This window comes from Flavobacterium sp. C4GT6 (genome assembly GCF_036347315.1).
Classification (GTDB): Bacteria; Bacteroidota; Bacteroidia; order Flavobacteriales; family Flavobacteriaceae; genus Flavobacterium.
Window position 1 is genome coordinate 66,402 of the sequence record NZ_JAZGZU010000017.1, and the last position, 20,213, is coordinate 86,614.

Sequence of the window (20,213 nt, forward strand, 5' to 3'; positions counted from 1 at the left end):
ATTAATTTGTGTTATTGTGATTGTTTTCTTTTTTCTTTAGTTCGTCGTCAAAAAGCATTCTTACAGACGGGGTGTAGTCATCGTCATACTGGCCGCTTTTTACGGCCTTTATAAAGGCAAAACAGAATAGTATTGCCACAACGATACTGATGGAGATTAGTAAATAAATGACACTCATACCTAATTAATTTGTGTTAACAAAACTACTGTGGGGCAGCAGGAAAAAACATGATATTTGTCATGCCCGCACATTTTTTTGCATTAAATTTTTGATTCTTTTTTAGCATAATAATTACTCATAATAGTCACAAAACTTATTATGGTTATGGTACTTAGCGGCATAACAATAGCAGCGGTTAACGGAGATAGTTTTCCGCTTATGGCAGCTGTAAGCCCAAAGGCATTATAGGTTAGGGAAATAGCAAAACTCATTTTGATGGTTTTAATAGCCTTTTTAGATAGTTTGAGGAAGTAGGCAATACTTTCAAATTTGGTAGCATCCAGTATACCGTCGCAGGCAGGGGAGAACACATTAATATCTTCAGATATCGATATACCCACATTACTTTGTGCCAAAGCCCCGGCATCGTTTAAACCATCGCCTATCATCATTACGTTTTTGCCTTCCTTTTGCAGGTTTTCTATAAAAGCCAGTTTCTGTTCGGGCTTCTGGTTAAAAATGCATCGGGTACCCGGAGGTAAAAGCTGTTTGAGTATTTCGCGCTCCCCTTCGTTATCTCCCGATAGTATTTTTAGTTCGTAATTATTACTAAGGTTTTCAAACAGGGCTTTAACACCATTGCGGTAACTGTTGGCAAAAACATATTTCCCTTTAAACTCACCGTCAATACTTATATATACTGCCGTTTGCAGGGTAAGCTGTTTGGTAAGACCTATAAAATGAGCCGAACCGATTTTGATTTGCTTTCCGTTTATTATCCCTTTAATACCCTTACCTATGGTTTCGGTAAAATCATCAGTAAGTAATGTATCTGTAGTTGGGAGGAAGTCATATAACCTTCGGCTTAACGGATGGTTAGATCCTCTTAGTACATTTTTGATAAGCAGGAGTTCATCATCGGTAAACGGAGTTCCCTCATATATTATATCTGATTTCTTATTGGTGGTTATTGTACCTGTTTTATCAAAAACTATAGTTTCTACTTTAGCCATCTGTTCTACCACAGTAGCATTTTTAAGGTATAGTTTTTTACGCCCCATAATGCGGAGTATATTACCCAATGTAAAAGGAGCACTTAATGCCAGTGCACAGGGACAGGCTACAATAAGCACTGCGGTAAATACATTAAAGGCTGTGTTAAGATCTATAAATGCCCAGTAAGCAAAAGACAGACCGGCAATAATAAGTAGGGCAGGAGTAAAATACCTGCTTATGGTATCGGTTATGGTTTTATAGTCCTGCCTGTCTTTTTTAGTAAATATATCATTACTCCAAAGCTGTGTAAGATAGCTTTGTGATACCGAGCTGAGTACTTCCATTTCTATTATTTTACCTATCTGCCTTCCTCCGGCAAAAAGCTTATCGCCCGATTTTTTATTTATCGGGTCGGCTTCCCCGGTTACAAAGCTGTAGTCTATCGCTGTGTCATTACTAATAAGTATACCGTCTACAGGGATAAGTTCCTGATTACGTATAAGCAGTCTGTCTCCGGCAGTCACATCATAAACCGATACAGATGTTTCACTTCTGTCGGGTAATATTTTGGTAACTGCGATGGGGAAATAGGATTTAAAATCCCTTTCGAAAGAAAGGAAATTGTAGGTTTTTTGCTGGAACAAACGCCCTAGAAGCATAAAGAATACAAGTCCTGTAAGACTGTCAAAAAAGCCCTGCCCATAACCGAAAATAATATCTACGGTACTCCTTATAAACATAACTATTATACCTAGAGCAATAGGTACATCTATGTTGAGCATTCCGGTTTTGATGCTTTTCCAAGCTGATATATAATATCCGCTTGCCGCATAAAGGAATGACGGAAGGGAAAGTCCGAAAATCAACCAGCGGAAAAAGCCTTTGTAATTGTCCAGCCAGTATTCTTCCATCTCAAAATACTCAGGGAAGGATAACAGCATCACATTACCAAAACAAAAAAAGGCTACTCCAAGTTTATAGATAAGTTCGCGGTTTACCTTTTTTTTGCGGGTTTCATAATTGTCCAGACTTATGTAAGGTTCGTAGCCTATATTACATAACAGGTGAACAATCTCTTTAAGAGTAGTTTTTTCCGGATTAAAAACAATACGCACCTTTTTATTATGGAAGTTTACCTGCGAGCTGCTTATACCAATATTAAGCCTGTTGAGGTTTTCCAGTATCCATATACAGGAGCTGCAATGAATATGGGGTATATAAAGTGAAACAATATGGGTGTCCTGTTCATGAAACTCTAACAGGCGGTATGCGATTTCCTGATTTTCCAGAAAATCGTACTTCCCGTTAATTTCGGTTGGGGTGGCACCCGGTGTTTTTTCAAAAGAATAATAATCTGTAAGCCCGTTAAGGGTAAAAATCTCATATACGGTTTTACAGCCATTACAGCAAAAAGACTTGTCGTCAAAAACAATCTCGTCTTTATCTGTATAGCCTAACCCGCAATGAAAACAATTTTGCGTGTCCATAATCTGCTCATTTACCTGATACAAAGTTGAGACACAGCCAAAAAATAAAATATGATATTTGTCATACAATGAGTACATTTGTACAACTAATCAATAATTGCCCTATGAGTAAATGTGACCAGTGTATTGTAAGGGAATTCAGCTCACTTAAAGCGCTGAATAAGGAAGAGCTACTCAAAATGGCCAACTGTAAAACGTCTTATATTATTAAAAAAGGCGAGCCTATTTTTACTGAAGGTGAAAATGTTAACGGTATTTTTTGTATTAAGGATGGCGTTTGTAAACTTTCAAAACTTAGCGAAAACGGTAACGAGCAAATTTTAAAACTGGTAGCAAAAGGCGAGCTGCTGGGACAGCGTTCCATGATTAGTGACGAACCTGTAAATCTTAGTGCTGTGGCGCTTGAGGATATGGAGGTTTGTTTTGTACCAAAAAGCGAGATACTTGGCTTTTTTAATGAAAACAACCAATTTTCCATGAATGTGATGAAATCCATTTGCGGAGATTTAAAAGAAGCCGATGATCATTTGGTTAATATGGCTCAGAAATCGGTTAGACAAAGACTCGCTGAAACACTGCTGGAACTTCACGAAACTTTTGGTACAAATGAAGACAAGAGCCTCAGGATAAAATTATCCCGTGAGGAAATTGCCGGAATGGTAGGTACAGCAACAGAAAGCTGTATTAGGTTGTTATCTGAATTTAACAAAAACGGACTAATTGAACTTTCGGGTAAAAAGATAACTCTAAAAGATTTGAAAAAACTAAGAAGCATGTAAACAGAGTTTAAATGCCTTTATTAATAAATTAGAAAACCCTACAAGAAACTGTAGGGTTTTGTTTTTTTTGCAAAAAGAGTATATAAGTTGTTAATATGACAAAATACTATAAACGATAAAAAGGTAAATCTGGTAGTAATACAGGTGGTTACTCCGGCTAAAGCATGGCACCGTAAATTGTTTAATGGTTTAGCACAGGTAATTGTACAAACAGACGGTAGTGGTAATGATATTATTTTATCTGCAAAGGATAAAGGAGTTAAAGAGGAACAACTGTAAATTAAAAGCAAAACCAAATAGCAGGCTATTGTTAAATTTGCTTTTTGTAGTACATTTAGCCGATAAAATAACCACTATAACTAAAATATGAAACTAAACAAATTAACTAAGGGAGCTTTATTGCTGGTTTTTGCGGTAGCTTTTACAAGCTGTAGAACCACTACTACCGTAACAACATCAACTAAGTCAACTAGTGTTTCGTCAAAAAAGAAAACATTACCACCCGGACAGGCAAAAAAACTTAACGGAGATAAGAGTGCTAAAATGTATACTCCATCACGTAACTAAACGAATAGGCGCTTTACATAGTAAAGCGCTTTTTTTTGAGTAAATTTTAAAGGATAAACCAAAAATTCCATAAAAGCTGTTATCCTGATAAGTGGTACCTTTATATCAATACTTTAGGTGTCATTTTTTATTATAACAGATTATGAAACATATATATAGCATACAGGGTATGAGCTGTAACGGCTGCCGTGGCAAAGTAGAGAAAACCTTAAATGAAATAGAGGGGATAGAAGCAAAGGTGTCACTTAATCCTCCGGTTGCCAAGGTTACTATGGAAGAACATATCCCTTTAGAAAAACTTCAGGATAGGCTATCACAGGTAGGTAATTATGCAATAAGCTCAGAGCAGCCAAAGGAAAACGAAAATCATCATCATCACGAACATAAAAACCACCACAATCACAATCATTCACATAAGGTTGAAGGTGGAAAATACTATTGCCCTATGTTTTGCGAAGGCGACAAAACGTATGACAAACCCGGGAGTTGTCCTGACTGCGGAATGAATCTTGAAAGAGCCCCCGATCTTACCCCAAAGAAAAAGCAGTATACATGTCCCATGCACCCTGAGGTAATAAAGGATGAACCGGGGGCATGTCCTATCTGCGGTATGGACTTGGTTCCCTTAGAACCTGTTGAGGAGGAAGATGAAACCTATAAAATGCTGGTGAAAAAGTTTAAAATAGCACTTGTTTTTACCATTCCGGTATTTGTAATTGCTATGGGTGAAATGATTCCGGGGAACCCTATCTCAAAATATGTGTCGCACACGGTTTCAAACTGGATTCAGTTTGCATTGTCGCTTCCGGTAGTTTTCTATGCAGCATGGATGTTTTTTGATAGGGCGTGGGTTTCTTTTAAAACATGGAAGCTAAATATGTTCAGCCTTATTGGTGTGGGAGCCGCTGCAGCATTTATTTTTAGTGTGCTTGGTTTGTTATTTCCGTCGCTTTTTCCCGATGAGTTTAAGGGGCACGGAGGCGGTGTTTACCTTTATTTTGAGGCTGTAACTGTTATCCTGACATTAGTGTTACTGGGTCAGTTACTGGAAGCTAGGGCACACAGTCATACCAATACAGCTATTAAGGAACTACTGAAACTTTCACCAACAGAAGCTACGATAGTGATTGGTGGTAAAGAGAAAGTAATTGATATAAACGATATAAAAGAGGGAGATGTTTTAAGGGTAAAACCCGGAGAGAAAATCCCTGTAGATGGTGTAGTTAAGGAAGGCGGTAGTAGTGTAGACGAATCTATGATTACAGGAGAGCCTATACCCGTAAGTAAAAACGAGGGAGACAAAGTAAGCTCGGGTACTATAAACGGTTCAAAATCATTTTTAATGACTGCCGAAAAGGTAGGGAAAGATACCCTGCTTTCACAAATTATACACATGGTTAACGATGCCAGTCGTTCGCGTGCACCAATACAAAAACTGGCCGATACCATCTCAGGATATTTTGTGCCTATCGTAATAGGTGTTGCCATAATAACCTTTATAGTATGGGCGATATTTGGAGCACAACAGGCTTATGTATTTGCATTTGCTAATGCAGTTGCAGTACTTATTATTGCGTGTCCGTGTGCCTTGGGGCTTGCCACACCTATGTCGGTTATGGTTGGTGTGGGTAAAGGAGCACATAACGGAGTACTAATTAAAAATGCCGAAGCACTTGAAAACATGGCTAAGGTAAACGTACTGATAACCGATAAGACCGGTACGATTACCGAAGGTAAACCATCGGTACAAAAAGTAGTGACTGTTGGTGCTATTAATGAAAAGCATCTTTCGGGTATTATCGCTTCGCTAAACCAGCAGAGTGAACACCCGTTGGCACAGGCTATGGTAAATTATGCCGATAAGCTGGGAGCACAGTTAAGTCCGGTTAAAGATTTTGAAGCTGTTTCCGGTAAGGGTGTAACAGGTACTATTTATAATAAAAGTATTGCTATAGGAAACAAAAAGCTATTGGAACAAATAAATGTAACTGTTAGTGATGAGGTAGTACAGCAGGTAATAGGTGAGCAGGAGCAGGGAAAAACGGTGTCTTACATAAGCATTGATGGTAAAGTAGAAGGTTTTGTTACCATTACTGACGCCATTAAACAAACCAGTAAAAAAGCCATTGCAGATTTAATGAAGCAGGGTATTGATGTGGTAATGCTTACGGGCGACAATAAAAACACCGCAAAGGCTGTAGCCGATGAATTAGGATTAAAACACTTTATGGCCGAGTGCCTGCCTGAAGACAAGCTTAATGAGATTAAAAAGTTACAGGAACAGGGCAAGGTTGTCGCTATGGCAGGTGATGGTATTAACGATGCTCCTGCACTGGCTAAAGCCGATGTGGGTATCGCTATGGGGACCGGAACCGATGTAGCTATAGAAAGTGCCCAGATTACCCTTGTAAAAGGTGATCTACACGGTATTGTGAAGGCAAGACAGCTTAGCGAAGGTGTAATGCGAAATATAAAACAGAACCTGTTTTTTGCCTTTGTATATAACGCACTGGGTATTCCGCTTGCGGCTGGGGTGCTGTATCCGCTATTCGGGATATTACTTTCGCCTATGGTAGCGGCACTGGCTATGAGTCTGAGTTCGGTATCGGTGATTGTGAATTCCTTACGAATCAAAAACCTGAAACTAGATTAATCATTAGGAAAACAAAACAAACAGCTATGAAATTGTTTTTACCGTTCCTGTTGTTTATCGGGTTACTGGCAAATGCACAAAAGGTAACGGAATATGATTTATATGTAACCAATACCTTAGTAAACTATACAGGTAAAGCGTTAAAGGCTATTGCCATTAACGGTACTATTCTCATACTATGTTACAGGAACAGTCGGGTATATACTAAGTAAATTCTGATCGCTTTCTGCACACTATGACAGCGATATGGGCTTAGGTGGGAGTATAGCCTTTACTTATTAAAAACGAATAGTATCTATTCGTTTTTAAGCCTGTCGGTTATTTCACGCTTATAAGTTATCCCAATAGGGATTGGTGTACGTTTAATAACTACATAATCCTTATTCACTTCGTCTACCTTATTAATGGCGATGATGTATGATTTATGGGCCCTCATAAAAAGTTCAGACGGCAGGTTTTTTTCAAGATCGGCAGTGGTTATGGTAGCTATATAGTTTCGTTTAGAGGTTACTATTTTTACATAGTTACCATAGCTTTGGGTATACAGTATAGTATCAATAGGAATGTCAATATTGTCACTGTCTACCTTAACGCTAATATTGTCGGGTAAAACTTCGGTAGATTGTTTTTCCTGTCGTTCTCCGTTTTCAAAAAATCGGTTTATAGCCTTTACAAAACGTGGATAATAAACCGGTTTAAGCAGGTAATCCAAAACGCCATACTCATAACTCTCCAGCGCAAATTCACTATATGCGGTAGTAAGTATGGTTTTTGGCGGATGCTGTAGTTTTTGCAATAGTTCCAGTCCGGTAATATCGGGCATATCAATATCCAGAAACATCAAATCGGCATCGTTTTCCTTTAAATATTCCAAAGTGTCTTCGCCGTTATAGGTTTCAAAAACCAGTTCCAGTGATGGGTTTTGTTTTATATAATTGCTAAGCACATAATGTGCAGCAGGCTCGTCGTCTACAATTATACATCTTACGGCCTTTGTCATAGTCTTTTCAGTTTAACTTTTAGATTAGCGGTATAGGTGCCGTTTTCCTCAATAGTCAGTTTGTGGTCGTTACCATAAAATAGTTTAAGGCGCTCTTTGGTCTTTTTAAGACCTATTTTGGTAGAAACAATATTCTTTTTCTTTGTAGGAATAGAGTTTTTAACCATAAACTCAAGCCTGTCGTTATTTACATTTATATCAATATCCACAAAACAGTTTTCGGCTGTACAGGTTCCGTGCTTAAAGGCATTCTCTATAAAACAGATAAGAAGCATTGGCGGAATCTTGTATGTGTTCTCAAGATCTATAGATGTGTTAAGTGTAATGTTGCAACGGTAACCCAATCGTTCTTTTTCCAGTTCCACATAACTGCTTACAAAGTTGATTTCGTCTTCCAGTGGTACACACTGCGTTTCATGGCTTTCCAACTGATAGCGCATTAACTGTGAAACGTGCATAATAAGTTCGGGAGTACGTTCAGGGTATTGCAGGCTTATACCATAAAGAGTATTAAACGTATTGAAAAGAAAGTGAGGGTTAAGCTGTTCCTTAAGGGAGTTAAGCTGAGCCCTGTTGTAAAGTAGTTTCTCGTTGTCCAGTTTTTTACTGTCGCGGTAAAACTTAAGTATAAGTGTAACCGATAGTATACAAATAAGAGTTGCTACCAGTGTTGCTGCCTGAAAGATGTAGCTTTTCTGTTCGGAAGTTTTATACAGGAAACAGTTTTTATAGATCCACGATGTGGCAACCTCATATAAAAATAATGAGAATACCGAAAGCAATGCCAAACTGGAAACGATGTACAGTAAAGGCTTATGCTTTTTTAAAAGTATAGGGAGCAGGAAAAACCTGTTTAGCTGTGCGTGCGAATATAACAAGAGGAAATAAGCACAACCCGACCATACACCGCGCCATGACTTAATTAATATCCAGTCGTTAAGGGTAAAAAGAACAAAGGAGAAAGTGAGGATAAACAGTTCCTGCCACCATTTTTTCTCCAAAATGCTTTTTATATACTTGCTCATTAATCTACATTTTACTGCAAAGTAAGCACTTATACTTTAATATACACTTAAACGCATGACGAATTCAATTCGTCATTTAAAACGGCAAATGCTCAATTGCCCATTATACATTTGTGCTGCATTAATCAATTTCTTTTTAATAATCCTTACTAACTATTATTTTAAATGTACTTCAGGAAAATTATCTTGCTATTGCTTTTTTATTCCGTTTGGGGGAATTCGCAAACCCTCACACTTAAAGATGCAATAGAGACAGGAATGTCTAACTACGGCGTTATTCATGCCAAACAAAACTATAGCGATGCTGCACAGCAAACGGTAAAGCAGGCCAAACGGGATTACCTGCCTAATTTAACTTTAGCAGCACAGCAGGACTATGGTACCGTTAACGGTCAAAATGGTCCGTTATATGGTTTTGGCGGACTGGGGGTAGCCTCGTCAGGGCTTCCGCTTGCCGAACAAAACTGGAATGCTGCTTTTGGTGCGCTGTATCTTGTAAATGTCAACTGGGACTTTTTTACCTTCGGGAGAGCTAAGCAACGCATTAAAATTGCCAAAGCCGATGCCACACGTTACCAGAAAGATTATGAACAGGAAAAATTTAACCATAAGGTAAAAATCGCAGCGGCTTATTTAAACCTGTTGGCAAGCCACAGGCTTATGATTTCGCAGCAAAAAAATCTTGAACGTGCTGAGGTGGTTCACCATAATGCAGCGGTACGAGTTAAGAACGGACTGTTGCCGGGAGTAGATTCAACCCTTGCGGCAGCCGAGGTTTCGAGAGCAAAAATTGCCTTAAACCAAATTAAGCAACAGCTAAAAATTCAAAATAATGAGCTGGCAAACTACATGGGTGTCGAAGCAAGAGATTTTGATATCGATACCACTTTTGTGACCAAAGTACCGGGCGGACTTTTAATTGCCGAGGTGCAAAACGACAGCCTTAACCCTATACTGGAGTTTTACAGGAGCAGGATTGAGGTAAGCAAAAGCCAGCTTAGTTTATATAAAAAAGAGTACTATCCTACTTTTTCATTGTTTGGTGTTTTTCAGTCACGAGGTTCGGGCTTTAATGCTGACTATGCCACAAATCAAAACTCCTATACCAAAAATTATTTTGACGGTATAGACCCTGTTAGGAGTAATTACCTACTGGGGGTAGGAGTTACGTGGAACCTCACCACTATAGCCCGTTCTTCTAAAAAAGTGGCTGCCCAAAAGCTCATAGCACAGGGACTACAGCAAGAATACAATGCCATAAGCAATGAGCTTAAAACCCTGATTGATGCTGCCAATACACGCATAGATTATGCCCTACAAAATTATGATGAGGCTCCGCAACAGGTAAATGCCGCACAGCAGGCATACAATCAACGTACGGCTCTTTACAACAACGGACTTACTAATCTTGTTGATGTAACACAGGCATTGTATACCCTGAACAGGGCAGAGACCGACAGAGACGTGATTTATACCAATGTATGGCAGGCACTGCTGATGAAAGCAGCCGCAACAGGCGACTTCAATCTTTTTATTAACGAATTCTAACAGCATCAGATAATGAATTTAATCCGATTTGCACTTCGCAAACCTATATCCATACTCGTGCTCGTTGCCGGATTGTTTTTTTTCGGTATTGGGGCAGTGAGAACGGTTAAGGTGGATATCCTGCCAAAAATGAACATGCCGGTACTTTACCTGGCACACCCGTTTGCAGGTTACACGCCCGACCAGATGGAATCTTACTTTGCAAAAAACTATATCAATATAATGTTGTTTGCCAATGGTGTAAAGTCCATTGAAACCAAAAATCTTCAGGGGCTTACCCTAATGAAAGTAAGCTATTATGAAGATACTAATATGGCACAGGCCGCAGCCGAATTAAGTGCACTGGCAAACAGGATACAGGCTATTTTCCCACCGGGGTCACAGCCACCGTTTGTTATCCGTTTTGACTCGTCTACGCTCCCTATCGGGCAGTTGGTATTGAGCAGTAAGGAACGCAGTAATAACGAACTTCAGGATTTGGCAAACGTATATGTGCGTTCGTCGTTTACCTCAATTCCGGGATTATTGTCTCCGGCACCTTTTGGGGGTAGCCCAAGGACTATCGAGATTAATGTAGACCCTGCACAGCTTAGGGCACATAACCTAACGCCAGATCAGGTTGTAGAGGCTATAAGGCTAAACAACCAAACAGCACCTCCGGGTAATGTAAGGGTGGGGGATATAAATTATTTGACCCCAACAAATAATACCATAAAGAATATAAAGGATTTTGAAAAAATCCCCCTGTTTAAAGGAGGTGTTCAAAACCTGTACCTTGGTGATGTGGCTACCGTAAAAGACGGTGCCGATGTTACCACCGGTTATGCACTGGTAAACGGCAAAAGATCGGTTTACATAAATATTGCAAAAGCCGGAGATGCTTCTACATGGGAGGTGGTTAAAAACCTTAAAAAGGCACTGCCTAAAATACAAAGTACCCTACCGGAAGATGTGAAGGTAAGTTATGAGTTTGACCAGTCGGTATATGTTATCAACTCGGTTAAGAGCCTTATTACCGAAGGGATTATAGGGGCAGTACTTACAGGGCTTATGGTTATCCTGTTTCTTGGTGACAGGCGTGCAGCACTTATTGTAATCCTTACAATACCAATATCAATCATATCGGGTGTTTTCTTCCTGAAACTATTTGGGCAAACCATTAACCTTATGTCCCTGAGCGGACTGGCACTTGCCATAGGTATACTGGTGGATGAGAGTACTGTAACCATTGAGAATATTCACCAGCACCTCGATATGGGCAAACCCAAGGCTCTCGCTATTTGGGATGCCTGTAAGGAAATAGCACTCCCTAAGCTGTTAATATTACTTTGTATACTATCGGTATTTGCTCCGGCATTTACCATGATGGGTATACCGGGAGCTTTATTCTTACCGTTAGCACTGGCAATTGGGTTCTCTATGATAACATCGTTCCTTTTATCACAAACCTTTGTACCTGTTATGGCTAACTGGTTAATGAAAGAAGGCGGACATGCAAAACACGATCATGCTCATTCACATAATGAGCAAGAAGCCGCTGCTGAGAAGCAGGCTTACTCTGAACGTGAAGATTATGACGATAACGGAAAAATAAGCCATTTTGAAAAATTCAGGATGGGCTTTATGAGGCTTATTGACAGGCTTATGCCAAAAAGGAAGGCTATTGGTATCGGTTACCTTCTTGGGGTATCGGCTATAGCGGTTATGATACTGTGTGTAATAGGTCAGGATGTATTTCCTAAGGTAAACTCAACCCAGTTTCAGTTAAGGCTTCGTGCTCCCGATGGTACCCGTTTGGAACGTACCGAAGAGAAAGCTATTACCGTACTCCACGAAGTGGAAAATATGGTAGGGCAGGAGCATATAGGGATCTCCTCTATGTATGTAGGTACACACCCTTCGTTATTCTCGGTAAACCCTATCTATCTTTTTATGGCTGGTCCGCATGAGGCAGTACTACAGGTATCGCTTAAAGATTACCATGCCGATATGGATGACTTTAAAGATGAACTTAGGGCGAGAATCAAAAAGGCTGTGCCCGATATGAGAGTGTCTTTTGAGCCGATTGAACTTACTGATAAAGTATTGAGCCAGGGATCGCCTACACCAATAGAGATACGACTGGCAGGTAAAGACAAGAAACGTAATGAAGAATATGCCGAAAAGATAATGGCAAAAATGCGTGATGTGGAATATTTTAGGGATGTGCAAATAGCACAGTCCATTCACTATCCGGCACTGGATATTAATATAGACAGGGTTAAGGCGGCACAGCTTGGGGTTGATATGAACGATATTTCGCGTTCGCTTATCGCATCTACATCCTCGTCGCGTTACACCGAAAAGAACACCTGGATTGACGAAAAAGCCGGACTGGCATATAGTGTACAGGTACAGGTGCCTTTAGATAAAATGAACACAAAACAGGATATATCTGAAATTCCGGTATTACGAAATTCGGCAAGACCTGTACTTAGTGATGTGGCTACCATAACCGAAAGTGAAACACATGGTGAGAATGATAACGTTGGGGCTATGCCTTACATATCTATCACTGCCAATATAGACCATACCGACCTGGGTACGGCCTCAACCGAAGTAAATAAGATTATCGCTTCTCTTGGCGAATTACCAAGAGGACTCTTTATAGAACCGATAGGGCTTAGTAAAGTACTAAGTGAAACTATGGATAGCCTTAGGGTAGGATTACTGGTAGCTATTGTAGTTATCTTCCTTATGCTTGCGGCAAATTTCCAGTCGTTTAAAGTTTCGCTTGTTGTGCTTACTACGGTACCTGCGGTAGTACTGGGAGCATTATTACTGCTATTAGCAACAGGATCTACGCTTAACTTACAGTCGTATATGGGTATAATTATGTCGGTTGGTGTATCTATTGCTAATGCGGTACTCCTGGTAACTAATGCCGAACAGCTCCGCTTGGTCAACGGCAATGCACTCCAGGCAGCAAGAGAGGCAGCATCCATACGTTTAAGGCCTATTATTATGACTAGTGTGGCTATGATAGCCGGTATGTTACCAATGGCTATAGGACACGGGGAAAGCGGTGAGCAGGTTTCTCCGTTGGGTAGAGCCGTAATTGGCGGACTAATGTTCTCAACCTTTACAGTACTCGTAATTCTTCCGTTAATATTTGCCTGGGCACAGGGCAAAGCAAGTACCCAGTCGGTATCACTGGATCCGGAGGATGAAGAAAGTAAGTTTTATGTATCACCATCAGAAAGATAATATGAAAAGATATTCAGTTAAAAACACCATACTATTACCGGGTTTGCTCTTATTGATGACAGGCTGCGGAAAAACAGATAAGGAAGTCGTTACAGAAAGCAAGGCTCCTGTTTTAGAAACATTTAATCTGCAAAAAGAAATACTTTCTTCAAGTGTTTCCATCCCGGCAGAAATGACAGGTTTTCAATATGTAGACCTGTATGCTAAAGTGAGCAGTTATGTAAAAGACCTAAAGGTAGACATAGGTAGCAAAGTGAAAAAAGGTCAGCTTCTTATTGAGCTTGAAGCGCCCGAGATAAGTTCGCAACTCGCTGCTGCCGAATCGCAATTACACAGTCAGGAGGCAGTATATACGGCCAGTAATAGCACTTATAACCGCTTTTTGGAAACCAGTAAGGTAGAAGGTACTATTTCTAAAAATGACCTTGAGGTGGCATTGTCGCGTAAAAATTCTGATTATGCTAAACTTCAGGCGGCAAAAGCTGCATACAAAGAAGTACAGATAATGCAGAGCTATTTACGGATAAGAGCCCCGTTTGACGGAGTGGTAACAGCCCGTAATATTAATACCGGCGCTTATGTAGGGCCTGCAGGTAAAGGATCGGAATTACCGTTGCTAACCGTTCAGGATGATAAAAAACTTCGCCTTTCGGTAGCAGTGCCCGAAACGTATGCGGCTTACCTTAAACATGGTGACAGTATAAGCTTTATAGTAAGGTCACTACCTAACCAAACATTTAAAGCAAAAATTGCAAGGATGTCGGGCGCATTAGATTCTAGACTACGATCTGAAAGAGTAGAAATGGATATTGAGAACAATACTTTATTAATGCCCGGAATGGTTGCTGAGGTGACCCTACCATTAAAATCTGCAGACAGTACGTTTGTGGTTTCAAAATCTGCAGTAGTAACCTACAGCGAAGGCACTTTTGTGGTGCAATCGGTTAACGGAAAAGCCCACAGAGTTGCTGTGAAAAAAGGAAGAACCGAAGGAGATAAGGTAGAGATTTACAGCGATAGCTTAAAAGAAAATGACAAGCTGGTTAAACTTGCCAGTGAAGAAATAAGAGAAGGTTCAGCCTTAAATTAATTTGAGGCAGGTTGGTTGATTTGGTAAGGGAGCTTCGGCTCCCTTTTTTTATGTATAATTATTATCCATTTTGTTACTAAAACGTATTTTTTTTCGCTTCTTGTTAAAAAGAAGAGGAAACTGTGTTGATACTAGTAAAATTTTAAATCCTTAACATTTAATTAACTATCTTGCGGGTAAGATTTTGCATAAACCATACCTTAAAAATCACCTGTTTTGAAAGAGTTAATAAAAAAAATAGTACCCCTGTTTTTATTATTTCCCTATATACTGTTTTCCCAGAATATAAGGCATATTTCTGTGGCAGACGGTTTGCCTCAGTCATTCGTCTCGGGTATTGTTGAAGATAAAGATGGCTTTATCTGGGTAAGTACTCATAATGGATTAGCAAGATATGACGGGCATCAGTTTAAAATCTTTCAGAATAAACCTAACGATACCACATCTATTTCCAGTAATTTCATTACGCAATCCATAAAAGACAAGCATAATAATTTATGGTTAAGATATGATAACGGTGCCATTGATGTGTTTGATATGGCAAGTCATAAAATAAATCATATCCTTACAGCCGATTTTTTAGACCATAATAAGTTGGAGATATACAGAAGAGGCTGGCAGGTAGCGTCTGACTGTTCTTTTTGGTTTACAGCTAAAGACAACACTGTTTTTAATTTTATGCTGCCTGAAAAAGGGCAGGAAAATGTAAAAGTATCCCAATATGAGTTTAAGGGTACATCTGTACTAGCTATTAAGGAAGACAGTAAGAAAAATATGTGGGTACTAACCAATAAAGGGTTAAGCCGATATAATGCTTCGCAAAAAAAGTTTGAAAACTTTGAACTTCCTTATAAAGCAGATTTTGATAATAACTTTGACTTTGGGGAAGAGATTCCGCGAATTACTGAGAGAAAAAACGGGGAGCTTATATGGTTGGATAAGAATAATTTGTATTTTTTTGATTTTTCAAAAAATAAATACAGTAAACTGGATTTGCCTGAAAAAGCTTCCTTTAATGGTAAACTGCTTACCGAAGCGCCCGATGGTAAAGTATACTTTCAGATAAATAAAACAATATACAGTTATGACGATAAACCGGGTATTGAAAAAAGTACTTATATAGATGTTATAAACGATAGGGATACTCAGGCATTACTGGTAGACGAGTCGGGGCTTTTATGGCTTGGGGCTAATACAGGCGGAATATACCAAATAGATTTCCAAATGGACTTTGAAGTTTTTAAGTATAAAAAAGATTTTGCTGTCGATTTGCTTGAAAAAGAACTGGGAATATCGGTATACCATTTCTTTAATATAAGTGCTACCGACAGGGGATTGTTACCTCCGGCTTACTATTTACGATCAGTACACGATGGTAAGAGAGGTATAACCTGGATAGCCATGAACAGGACGGTAGGCTACTTTGATGATTCTGATAAGAAACCGCAAAAACTTCCTACGCTACCAACGGAGGTGTATGGAGAATTTAGGCCAATAAAAGGGATAACGCTCTCAAATGATAACAGGCTTATTGTTATAGATGAAGATAATAACATTTACGGCTGTAAGGAAGATATGTCTGGCTGGGAAAAACTTTTTACAACCCAACAGGTTAACAATAAACTAGATTTTATTGTTAACCCAACTGGTATATTAGCGAGAGGTAATAAACTATGGGTAACAACTGAATATAACGGACTACTGCATATTGATGTTAAAAAAGGCACCGTTGAACATTTTGCTAAAGATGAGCCCAATCCGTTACCTGTAAATAAGCTGTATGCTCTTATCCCTGACAGGAAACAGGCAAGTCTTTTTTGGATTGCAACGTCACAGGGGCTTTTAAGTTTTGAGAGTAATACCCATAAAACTAAACTGTATTCGGTTGAAGACGGATTACCCGATAACATAATCTATTCGGTTTTAACTGATAGTGAAGGGTATGTATGGATGGGTACCAATAAAGGCCTGTGTAGGTTTGACCCAAAATCACAGGAAGTAAGAACGTTTACAGAACGTCATGGATTGCCATGTTATGAATTCAACAGGTTTCATCAGTTTTCATTTCCTGACGGTAAAATCGCATTTGGAGGTATAGAGAGTGGGGTGGTATTTAACCCATTATCTATAACAAATGATTTATACAACCCCAATACTGCTATAACGAGTATTAAAATTAATAACGAACCCTTTACAGGAGAGAGTACCAAAGCCGAGAATACTATTACCAGTATTGATTTGCCTTATAATCAAAATACATTATCTGTAGAATATGCAGCGCTTGAGTTTAGCCAACCGCAGGATATTCAATACCGCTACAGGTTAAAAGGGTATGATAATGAATGGGTTGTGGCAGGTACAAAAAGAGAGGCTATTTATACAAAAGTGCCTCCGGGAAATTATCAGTTTGAAGTAAATGCTACTAATACAACCGGAAAATGGAGCACTAAAATTAAAGCCATTGCTATTAAAATTTCTCCTCCATGGTGGAAAACATGGTGGGCATTTTCATTATATATTATTGCGGCTGTTGCATTAACCGTATTGTTTATTACTTACAGTATAAAACAGGGACTGGTAAAAAATGAAATACTGCTTAAACAGAAAGAAGCACAGCAGTTAAGGGAAATGGATGAGGTAAAAAGCCGTTTCTTTTCAAACATAACCCATGAGTTAAGAACTCCGCTTACCCTTATTATGGGACCGGCAGAACAATTAAAAACTATTGATGATAAAAATCAGCAGGAACAGCTATTATCTATTATAAGTAAAAATGCCAATAGCCTGTTAAACCTAACCAATCAGTTACTGGATATCGCTAAGCTCGAAGCAGGCGCCTTAAAGCCTTATATGTTATGGGGTGATATTATTACTGGTATTAAACAGGTAATTAATGTATTTAGTGAGGAAGCATCGGCTAAAAATAATGAAGTTGTTTTTGAAGGACCACAAACTGCCGAATACTTTTTTGCGCCTGATATACTGGAAAGAATACTCTATAATCTTCTTTCAAATGCCTTAAAATATAGTTATATAGGTGATAAGGTGTTTGTACGAATAATTGAGACCGATAGCGGAATAATTCTTGAAGTCAAGGATACAGGTAGGGGAATTCCAAAAGAAGAGCAGTCTAATATTTTCGATAGGTTTTATCATATTGATGGAGAGAAGAAAGAAGTAGGTACAGGGATTGGGTTATCATTAGTGAAGGAATTGGTTGAACTGCAGGAAGGCACAATAACCTTTACCAGTAGTGATGACCAACAGAATCATGGTACATTGTTTACGGTTTTACTCCCGTATAAAAAGGCCACTGAAGCAACAATACCTAAACCTGAACTTCAGGTGGTTGAAGATGAAAATACAGAGGTGTCGTCTGATAAACCTGTTATATTACTGGTAGAAGATAATAAAGAGCTTGCAGCATTTATTGAGGACAGTCTTAAATCTCATTATAATGTACATCATGCTGAGGATGGTCGCGTAGGGATAGATTTGGCACTGAGTATTATGCCCGATTTGATTTTAAGTGACGTACTCATGGAAGGGATGGATGGTTTTGAAATGTGTAAGTATTTAAAATCTGATATCAATACCAGTCATATTCCGGCTATACTCCTTACCGCAAAATCAGATTTGGGAAGTAAACTGGAAGGACTGTCCTATGGAGCAGATGATTATATTACCAAACCCTTTAATATATCAGAACTTTTACTGCGTATAGAAAACAGGCTTGAACTTCAAAATAAACAACGCAACTTTTTATATAAGCAACTGCAATTACTACCTCAGGAAACCGAACAGAAAATTACTGTGGCAGGGGATCCGTTCCTGCAAAAAATGTATGATGTTATTGATAGTAGGCTGGATGATGAAACTTTTAGTGTGGAAGAACTTTCTTCATCATTAAATATGAGCAGAACGAGTTTACATCGAAAAATTAAGTCACTTACTAATATGAGTACGGGTGAAATTGTAAAGGTATACCGACTTAAAAAAGCTGTTTCATTGCTACATGAAAACTATAATATATCTGAAGTTGCCTATAAAACAGGATTTGGAAGTCCGTCGTATTTTACAAAGTGCTTTAAAGAGGTATATTCCTTAACACCAACGGAATATATTCAGAAAAACGCAGGTTGAAACAATTGTTACAGCATTTGAAACAATAGTTATACCGTTAAAGTTTAAAAAATGTGAGGTTTACACCATTAACAATTTTTTAAACTTTATTTTAACTATGAGTAAAACTACGTTTCCTGGAAATGCTTATTTCCCTATTTCCGGTTTCAAAAGTATTTTCAAATTTTTGATGATTTGTTTCCTTTTAGCAGGGGCATCAAAAATTAATGCCCAGCAAACTATTACTGTGTTTGATGAAGTACTCTTTTATGATGGGTATGCTACGACCGTAGATGAACCTGTTCCTGCTGGAGTATTTCGTTTAAGTAATTCTTGTTTTACACGTAAACTTACTGATGATGAGTTAGCACTTTTCGGAAATACGCTAACTATGAACATTGTTATTAAAGCAGCGTGTGATAATTATGACAGGATAGGTAATGTTAACCTTGCATTGGTTCCAAAAGATCAGGGATCATATGCTTATGGAGAAGTTGAGCGTGTTGAGCTTTGTCGTTACATCACTCCGTTCATGAACAAAAATATCCAACCAGATGAGGTACCTTATACATTTGAAATGGATAATGTAGCACAAATTTTTCAGGATTCGGCTGTTTTAGCTGATTATGATATATGGATTGAGCTTGAGTTATTTGGAGTTCCTTATGCTGCTAACGAACAGGTTGCGGGTTGTGCCGGCAGAAGTGATGTATTTTACGGTACACTAGAGTTTGTGACCGATGTTGACACAAGTGTTGAGTATGGTGATAATTTCTTTTTACCACTTTCATTTAAGTACGCTTTAAGGGATTATACACTTGATGGTACAGATGTGCTTGGTGAAACTGTAAGAACAATCAACTTTACACTGGAGGAAGATGTTCCAAATGCACATTTTTACCTTATTACTTCAAATCACGGAGCTAACTCAGGAGGAGAGGAGTACATAAGAAGATGGCACTATATTTATTTAGATGGGGAGCAGGTACTTAGTTACAAACCTGGCGGATTATCTTGTGAGCCTTTCAGAGAATATAACACTCAGCCTAATGGTATTTATGGTAACAGTCCTATGACAGCTGCACAATGGGCTTCATTTAGTAACTGGTGTCCCGGCGATAAAATTCCGATTCGTGTTATTGAACTTGGCGATTTAACGGCAGGTGAGCACTCTTTTAAAATAGATGTTCCTGATGCTGTATTTAATGGAGATCAGGGTGAATTCCCAATGTCTGTATACCTACAGGGATTCAGTATGACACTAGATACTGAAGACTTCACCACTATGGACTTTAGTCTTACACCAAATCCTGTAAACAATGTATTAAATATTAACGTACAGGAAACTGATGTTGAGAATGTTATTATAACTTCTGTAACCGGACAAACCGTATTTGAAGCTAAAGCGTCAACACTAGACCTTTCTTCACTTCAAAGCGGTGTATATATTGTAAAAATACAATTTGCTAATAACCAAACTGCTGTAAAAAAGATAGTTAAAAACTAATCATTGTTAAAACTGTTTAGCGGGGATAAATAT

Annotated in this window: 14 protein-coding genes; 10 read left to right on the forward strand and 4 right to left on the reverse strand. The window is 38.7% G+C overall.

The window, feature by feature from the left end; translation table 11 throughout:
* Position 1: 1 nt before the first annotated feature.
* Positions 2-178 carry a cbb3-type cytochrome oxidase assembly protein CcoS gene (gene ccoS, locus V3Z67_RS16160; RefSeq protein ID WP_084596082.1) on the reverse strand — a complete coding sequence of 59 codons (177 nt, stop codon included), beginning with the start codon at positions 176-178 and terminating at the stop codon, positions 2-4.
* 83 nt (positions 179-261) lie between these two features.
* Positions 262-2,643, reverse strand: a complete 2,382-nt coding sequence (locus V3Z67_RS16165; RefSeq protein WP_330444302.1) for a heavy metal translocating P-type ATPase — start codon at positions 2,641-2,643, stop codon at positions 262-264.
* Positions 2,644-2,747: 104 nt separating this feature from the next.
* Here V3Z67_RS16165 and V3Z67_RS16170 point away from each other — a divergent pair, with 104 nt between their 5' ends.
* The 5 genes from V3Z67_RS16170 to V3Z67_RS16190 all read left to right on the forward strand — a co-directional run bounded on the left by V3Z67_RS16170 (position 2,748) and on the right by V3Z67_RS16190 (position 6,854).
* A complete protein-coding gene (locus tag V3Z67_RS16170; RefSeq protein WP_330444316.1) occupies positions 2,748-3,422 on the forward strand; it encodes a Crp/Fnr family transcriptional regulator in 675 nt (224 codons plus the stop codon).
* A 144-nt stretch (positions 3,423-3,566) separates the two neighbouring features.
* Positions 3,567-3,701 carry a hypothetical protein gene (locus tag V3Z67_RS16175; RefSeq protein ID WP_330444303.1) on the forward strand — a complete coding sequence of 45 codons (135 nt, stop codon included), beginning with the start codon at positions 3,567-3,569 and terminating at the stop codon, positions 3,699-3,701.
* Positions 3,702-3,788: 87 nt separating this feature from the next.
* Positions 3,789-3,989, forward strand: a complete 201-nt coding sequence (locus V3Z67_RS16180) for a hypothetical protein (protein ID WP_330444304.1) — start codon at positions 3,789-3,791, stop codon at positions 3,987-3,989.
* 142 nt (positions 3,990-4,131) lie between these two features.
* The gene (locus V3Z67_RS16185) at positions 4,132-6,642 is read left to right on the forward strand and encodes a heavy metal translocating P-type ATPase (RefSeq protein ID WP_330444305.1); all 2,511 of its coding nucleotides are present in this window, start codon (positions 4,132-4,134) and stop codon (positions 6,640-6,642) included.
* Positions 6,643-6,668: 26 nt separating this feature from the next.
* Positions 6,669-6,854, forward strand: a complete 186-nt coding sequence (locus V3Z67_RS16190) for a hypothetical protein (RefSeq protein ID WP_330444306.1) — start codon at positions 6,669-6,671, stop codon at positions 6,852-6,854.
* A gap of 83 nt (positions 6,855-6,937) precedes the next feature.
* On the opposite strand, the gene V3Z67_RS16195 is transcribed toward V3Z67_RS16190, so the two are convergent.
* The gene (locus tag V3Z67_RS16195; protein WP_330444307.1) at positions 6,938-7,642 is read right to left on the reverse strand and encodes a LytR/AlgR family response regulator transcription factor; all 705 of its coding nucleotides are present in this window, start codon (positions 7,640-7,642) and stop codon (positions 6,938-6,940) included.
* Positions 7,639-8,667 carry a sensor histidine kinase gene (locus V3Z67_RS16200; protein WP_330444308.1) on the reverse strand — a complete coding sequence of 343 codons (1,029 nt, stop codon included), beginning with the start codon at positions 8,665-8,667 and terminating at the stop codon, positions 7,639-7,641. Before V3Z67_RS16200 ends, V3Z67_RS16195 begins: the two co-directional genes overlap by 4 nt.
* Positions 8,668-8,859: 192 nt before the next feature.
* On the opposite strand from V3Z67_RS16200, the gene V3Z67_RS16205 reads away from it, so the two are divergent.
* The 5 genes from V3Z67_RS16205 (at position 8,860) to V3Z67_RS16225 (ending at position 20,180) form a co-directional block, all read left to right on the forward strand.
* Positions 8,860-10,215, forward strand: coding sequence for a TolC family protein (locus tag V3Z67_RS16205; RefSeq protein WP_330444309.1), 1,356 nt, complete (start codon positions 8,860-8,862; stop codon positions 10,213-10,215).
* A gap of 12 nt (positions 10,216-10,227) precedes the next feature.
* Positions 10,228-13,461: an efflux RND transporter permease subunit gene (locus tag V3Z67_RS16210; protein ID WP_330444310.1), complete on the forward strand. Its 3,234-nt coding sequence runs from the start codon at positions 10,228-10,230 to the stop codon at positions 13,459-13,461.
* A 1-nt stretch (position 13,462) separates the two neighbouring features.
* On the forward strand, positions 13,463-14,551 hold the full coding sequence (locus V3Z67_RS16215) for an efflux RND transporter periplasmic adaptor subunit (protein ID WP_330444311.1): 1,089 nt from the start codon (positions 13,463-13,465) through the stop codon (positions 14,549-14,551).
* A gap of 216 nt (positions 14,552-14,767) precedes the next feature.
* Positions 14,768-18,694 (forward strand): ATP-binding protein, encoded by a 3,927-nt coding sequence (locus tag V3Z67_RS16220; RefSeq protein ID WP_330444312.1) that lies wholly within the window; start codon positions 14,768-14,770, stop codon positions 18,692-18,694.
* A 97-nt stretch (positions 18,695-18,791) separates the two neighbouring features.
* Positions 18,792-20,180: a peptide-N-glycosidase F-related protein gene (locus V3Z67_RS16225; RefSeq protein ID WP_330444313.1), complete on the forward strand. Its 1,389-nt coding sequence runs from the start codon at positions 18,792-18,794 to the stop codon at positions 20,178-20,180.
* Positions 20,181-20,213 lie beyond the last annotated feature (33 nt).

Coding starts and splice junctions, on each gene's coding strand:
- ccoS (WP_084596082.1), bottom strand. CDS start 178: ATGAGTGTCATTTATTTACTAATCTCCATCAGTATCGTTGTGGCAATA.
- V3Z67_RS16165 (WP_330444302.1), bottom strand. CDS start 2,643: ATGGACACGCAAAATTGTTTTCATTGCGGGTTAGGCTATACAGATAAA.
- V3Z67_RS16170 (WP_330444316.1), top strand. CDS start 2,748: ATGAGTAAATGTGACCAGTGTATTGTAAGGGAATTCAGCTCACTTAAA.
- V3Z67_RS16180 (WP_330444304.1), top strand. CDS start 3,789: ATGAAACTAAACAAATTAACTAAGGGAGCTTTATTGCTGGTTTTTGCG.
- V3Z67_RS16185 (WP_330444305.1), top strand. CDS start 4,132: ATGAAACATATATATAGCATACAGGGTATGAGCTGTAACGGCTGCCGT.
- V3Z67_RS16190 (WP_330444306.1), top strand. CDS start 6,669: ATGAAATTGTTTTTACCGTTCCTGTTGTTTATCGGGTTACTGGCAAAT.
- V3Z67_RS16195 (WP_330444307.1), bottom strand. CDS start 7,642: ATGACAAAGGCCGTAAGATGTATAATTGTAGACGACGAGCCTGCTGCA.
- V3Z67_RS16200 (WP_330444308.1), bottom strand. CDS start 8,667: ATGAGCAAGTATATAAAAAGCATTTTGGAGAAAAAATGGTGGCAGGAA.
- V3Z67_RS16210 (WP_330444310.1), top strand. CDS start 10,228: ATGAATTTAATCCGATTTGCACTTCGCAAACCTATATCCATACTCGTG.
- V3Z67_RS16215 (WP_330444311.1), top strand. CDS start 13,463: ATGAAAAGATATTCAGTTAAAAACACCATACTATTACCGGGTTTGCTC.
- V3Z67_RS16225 (WP_330444313.1), top strand. CDS start 18,792: ATGAGTAAAACTACGTTTCCTGGAAATGCTTATTTCCCTATTTCCGGT.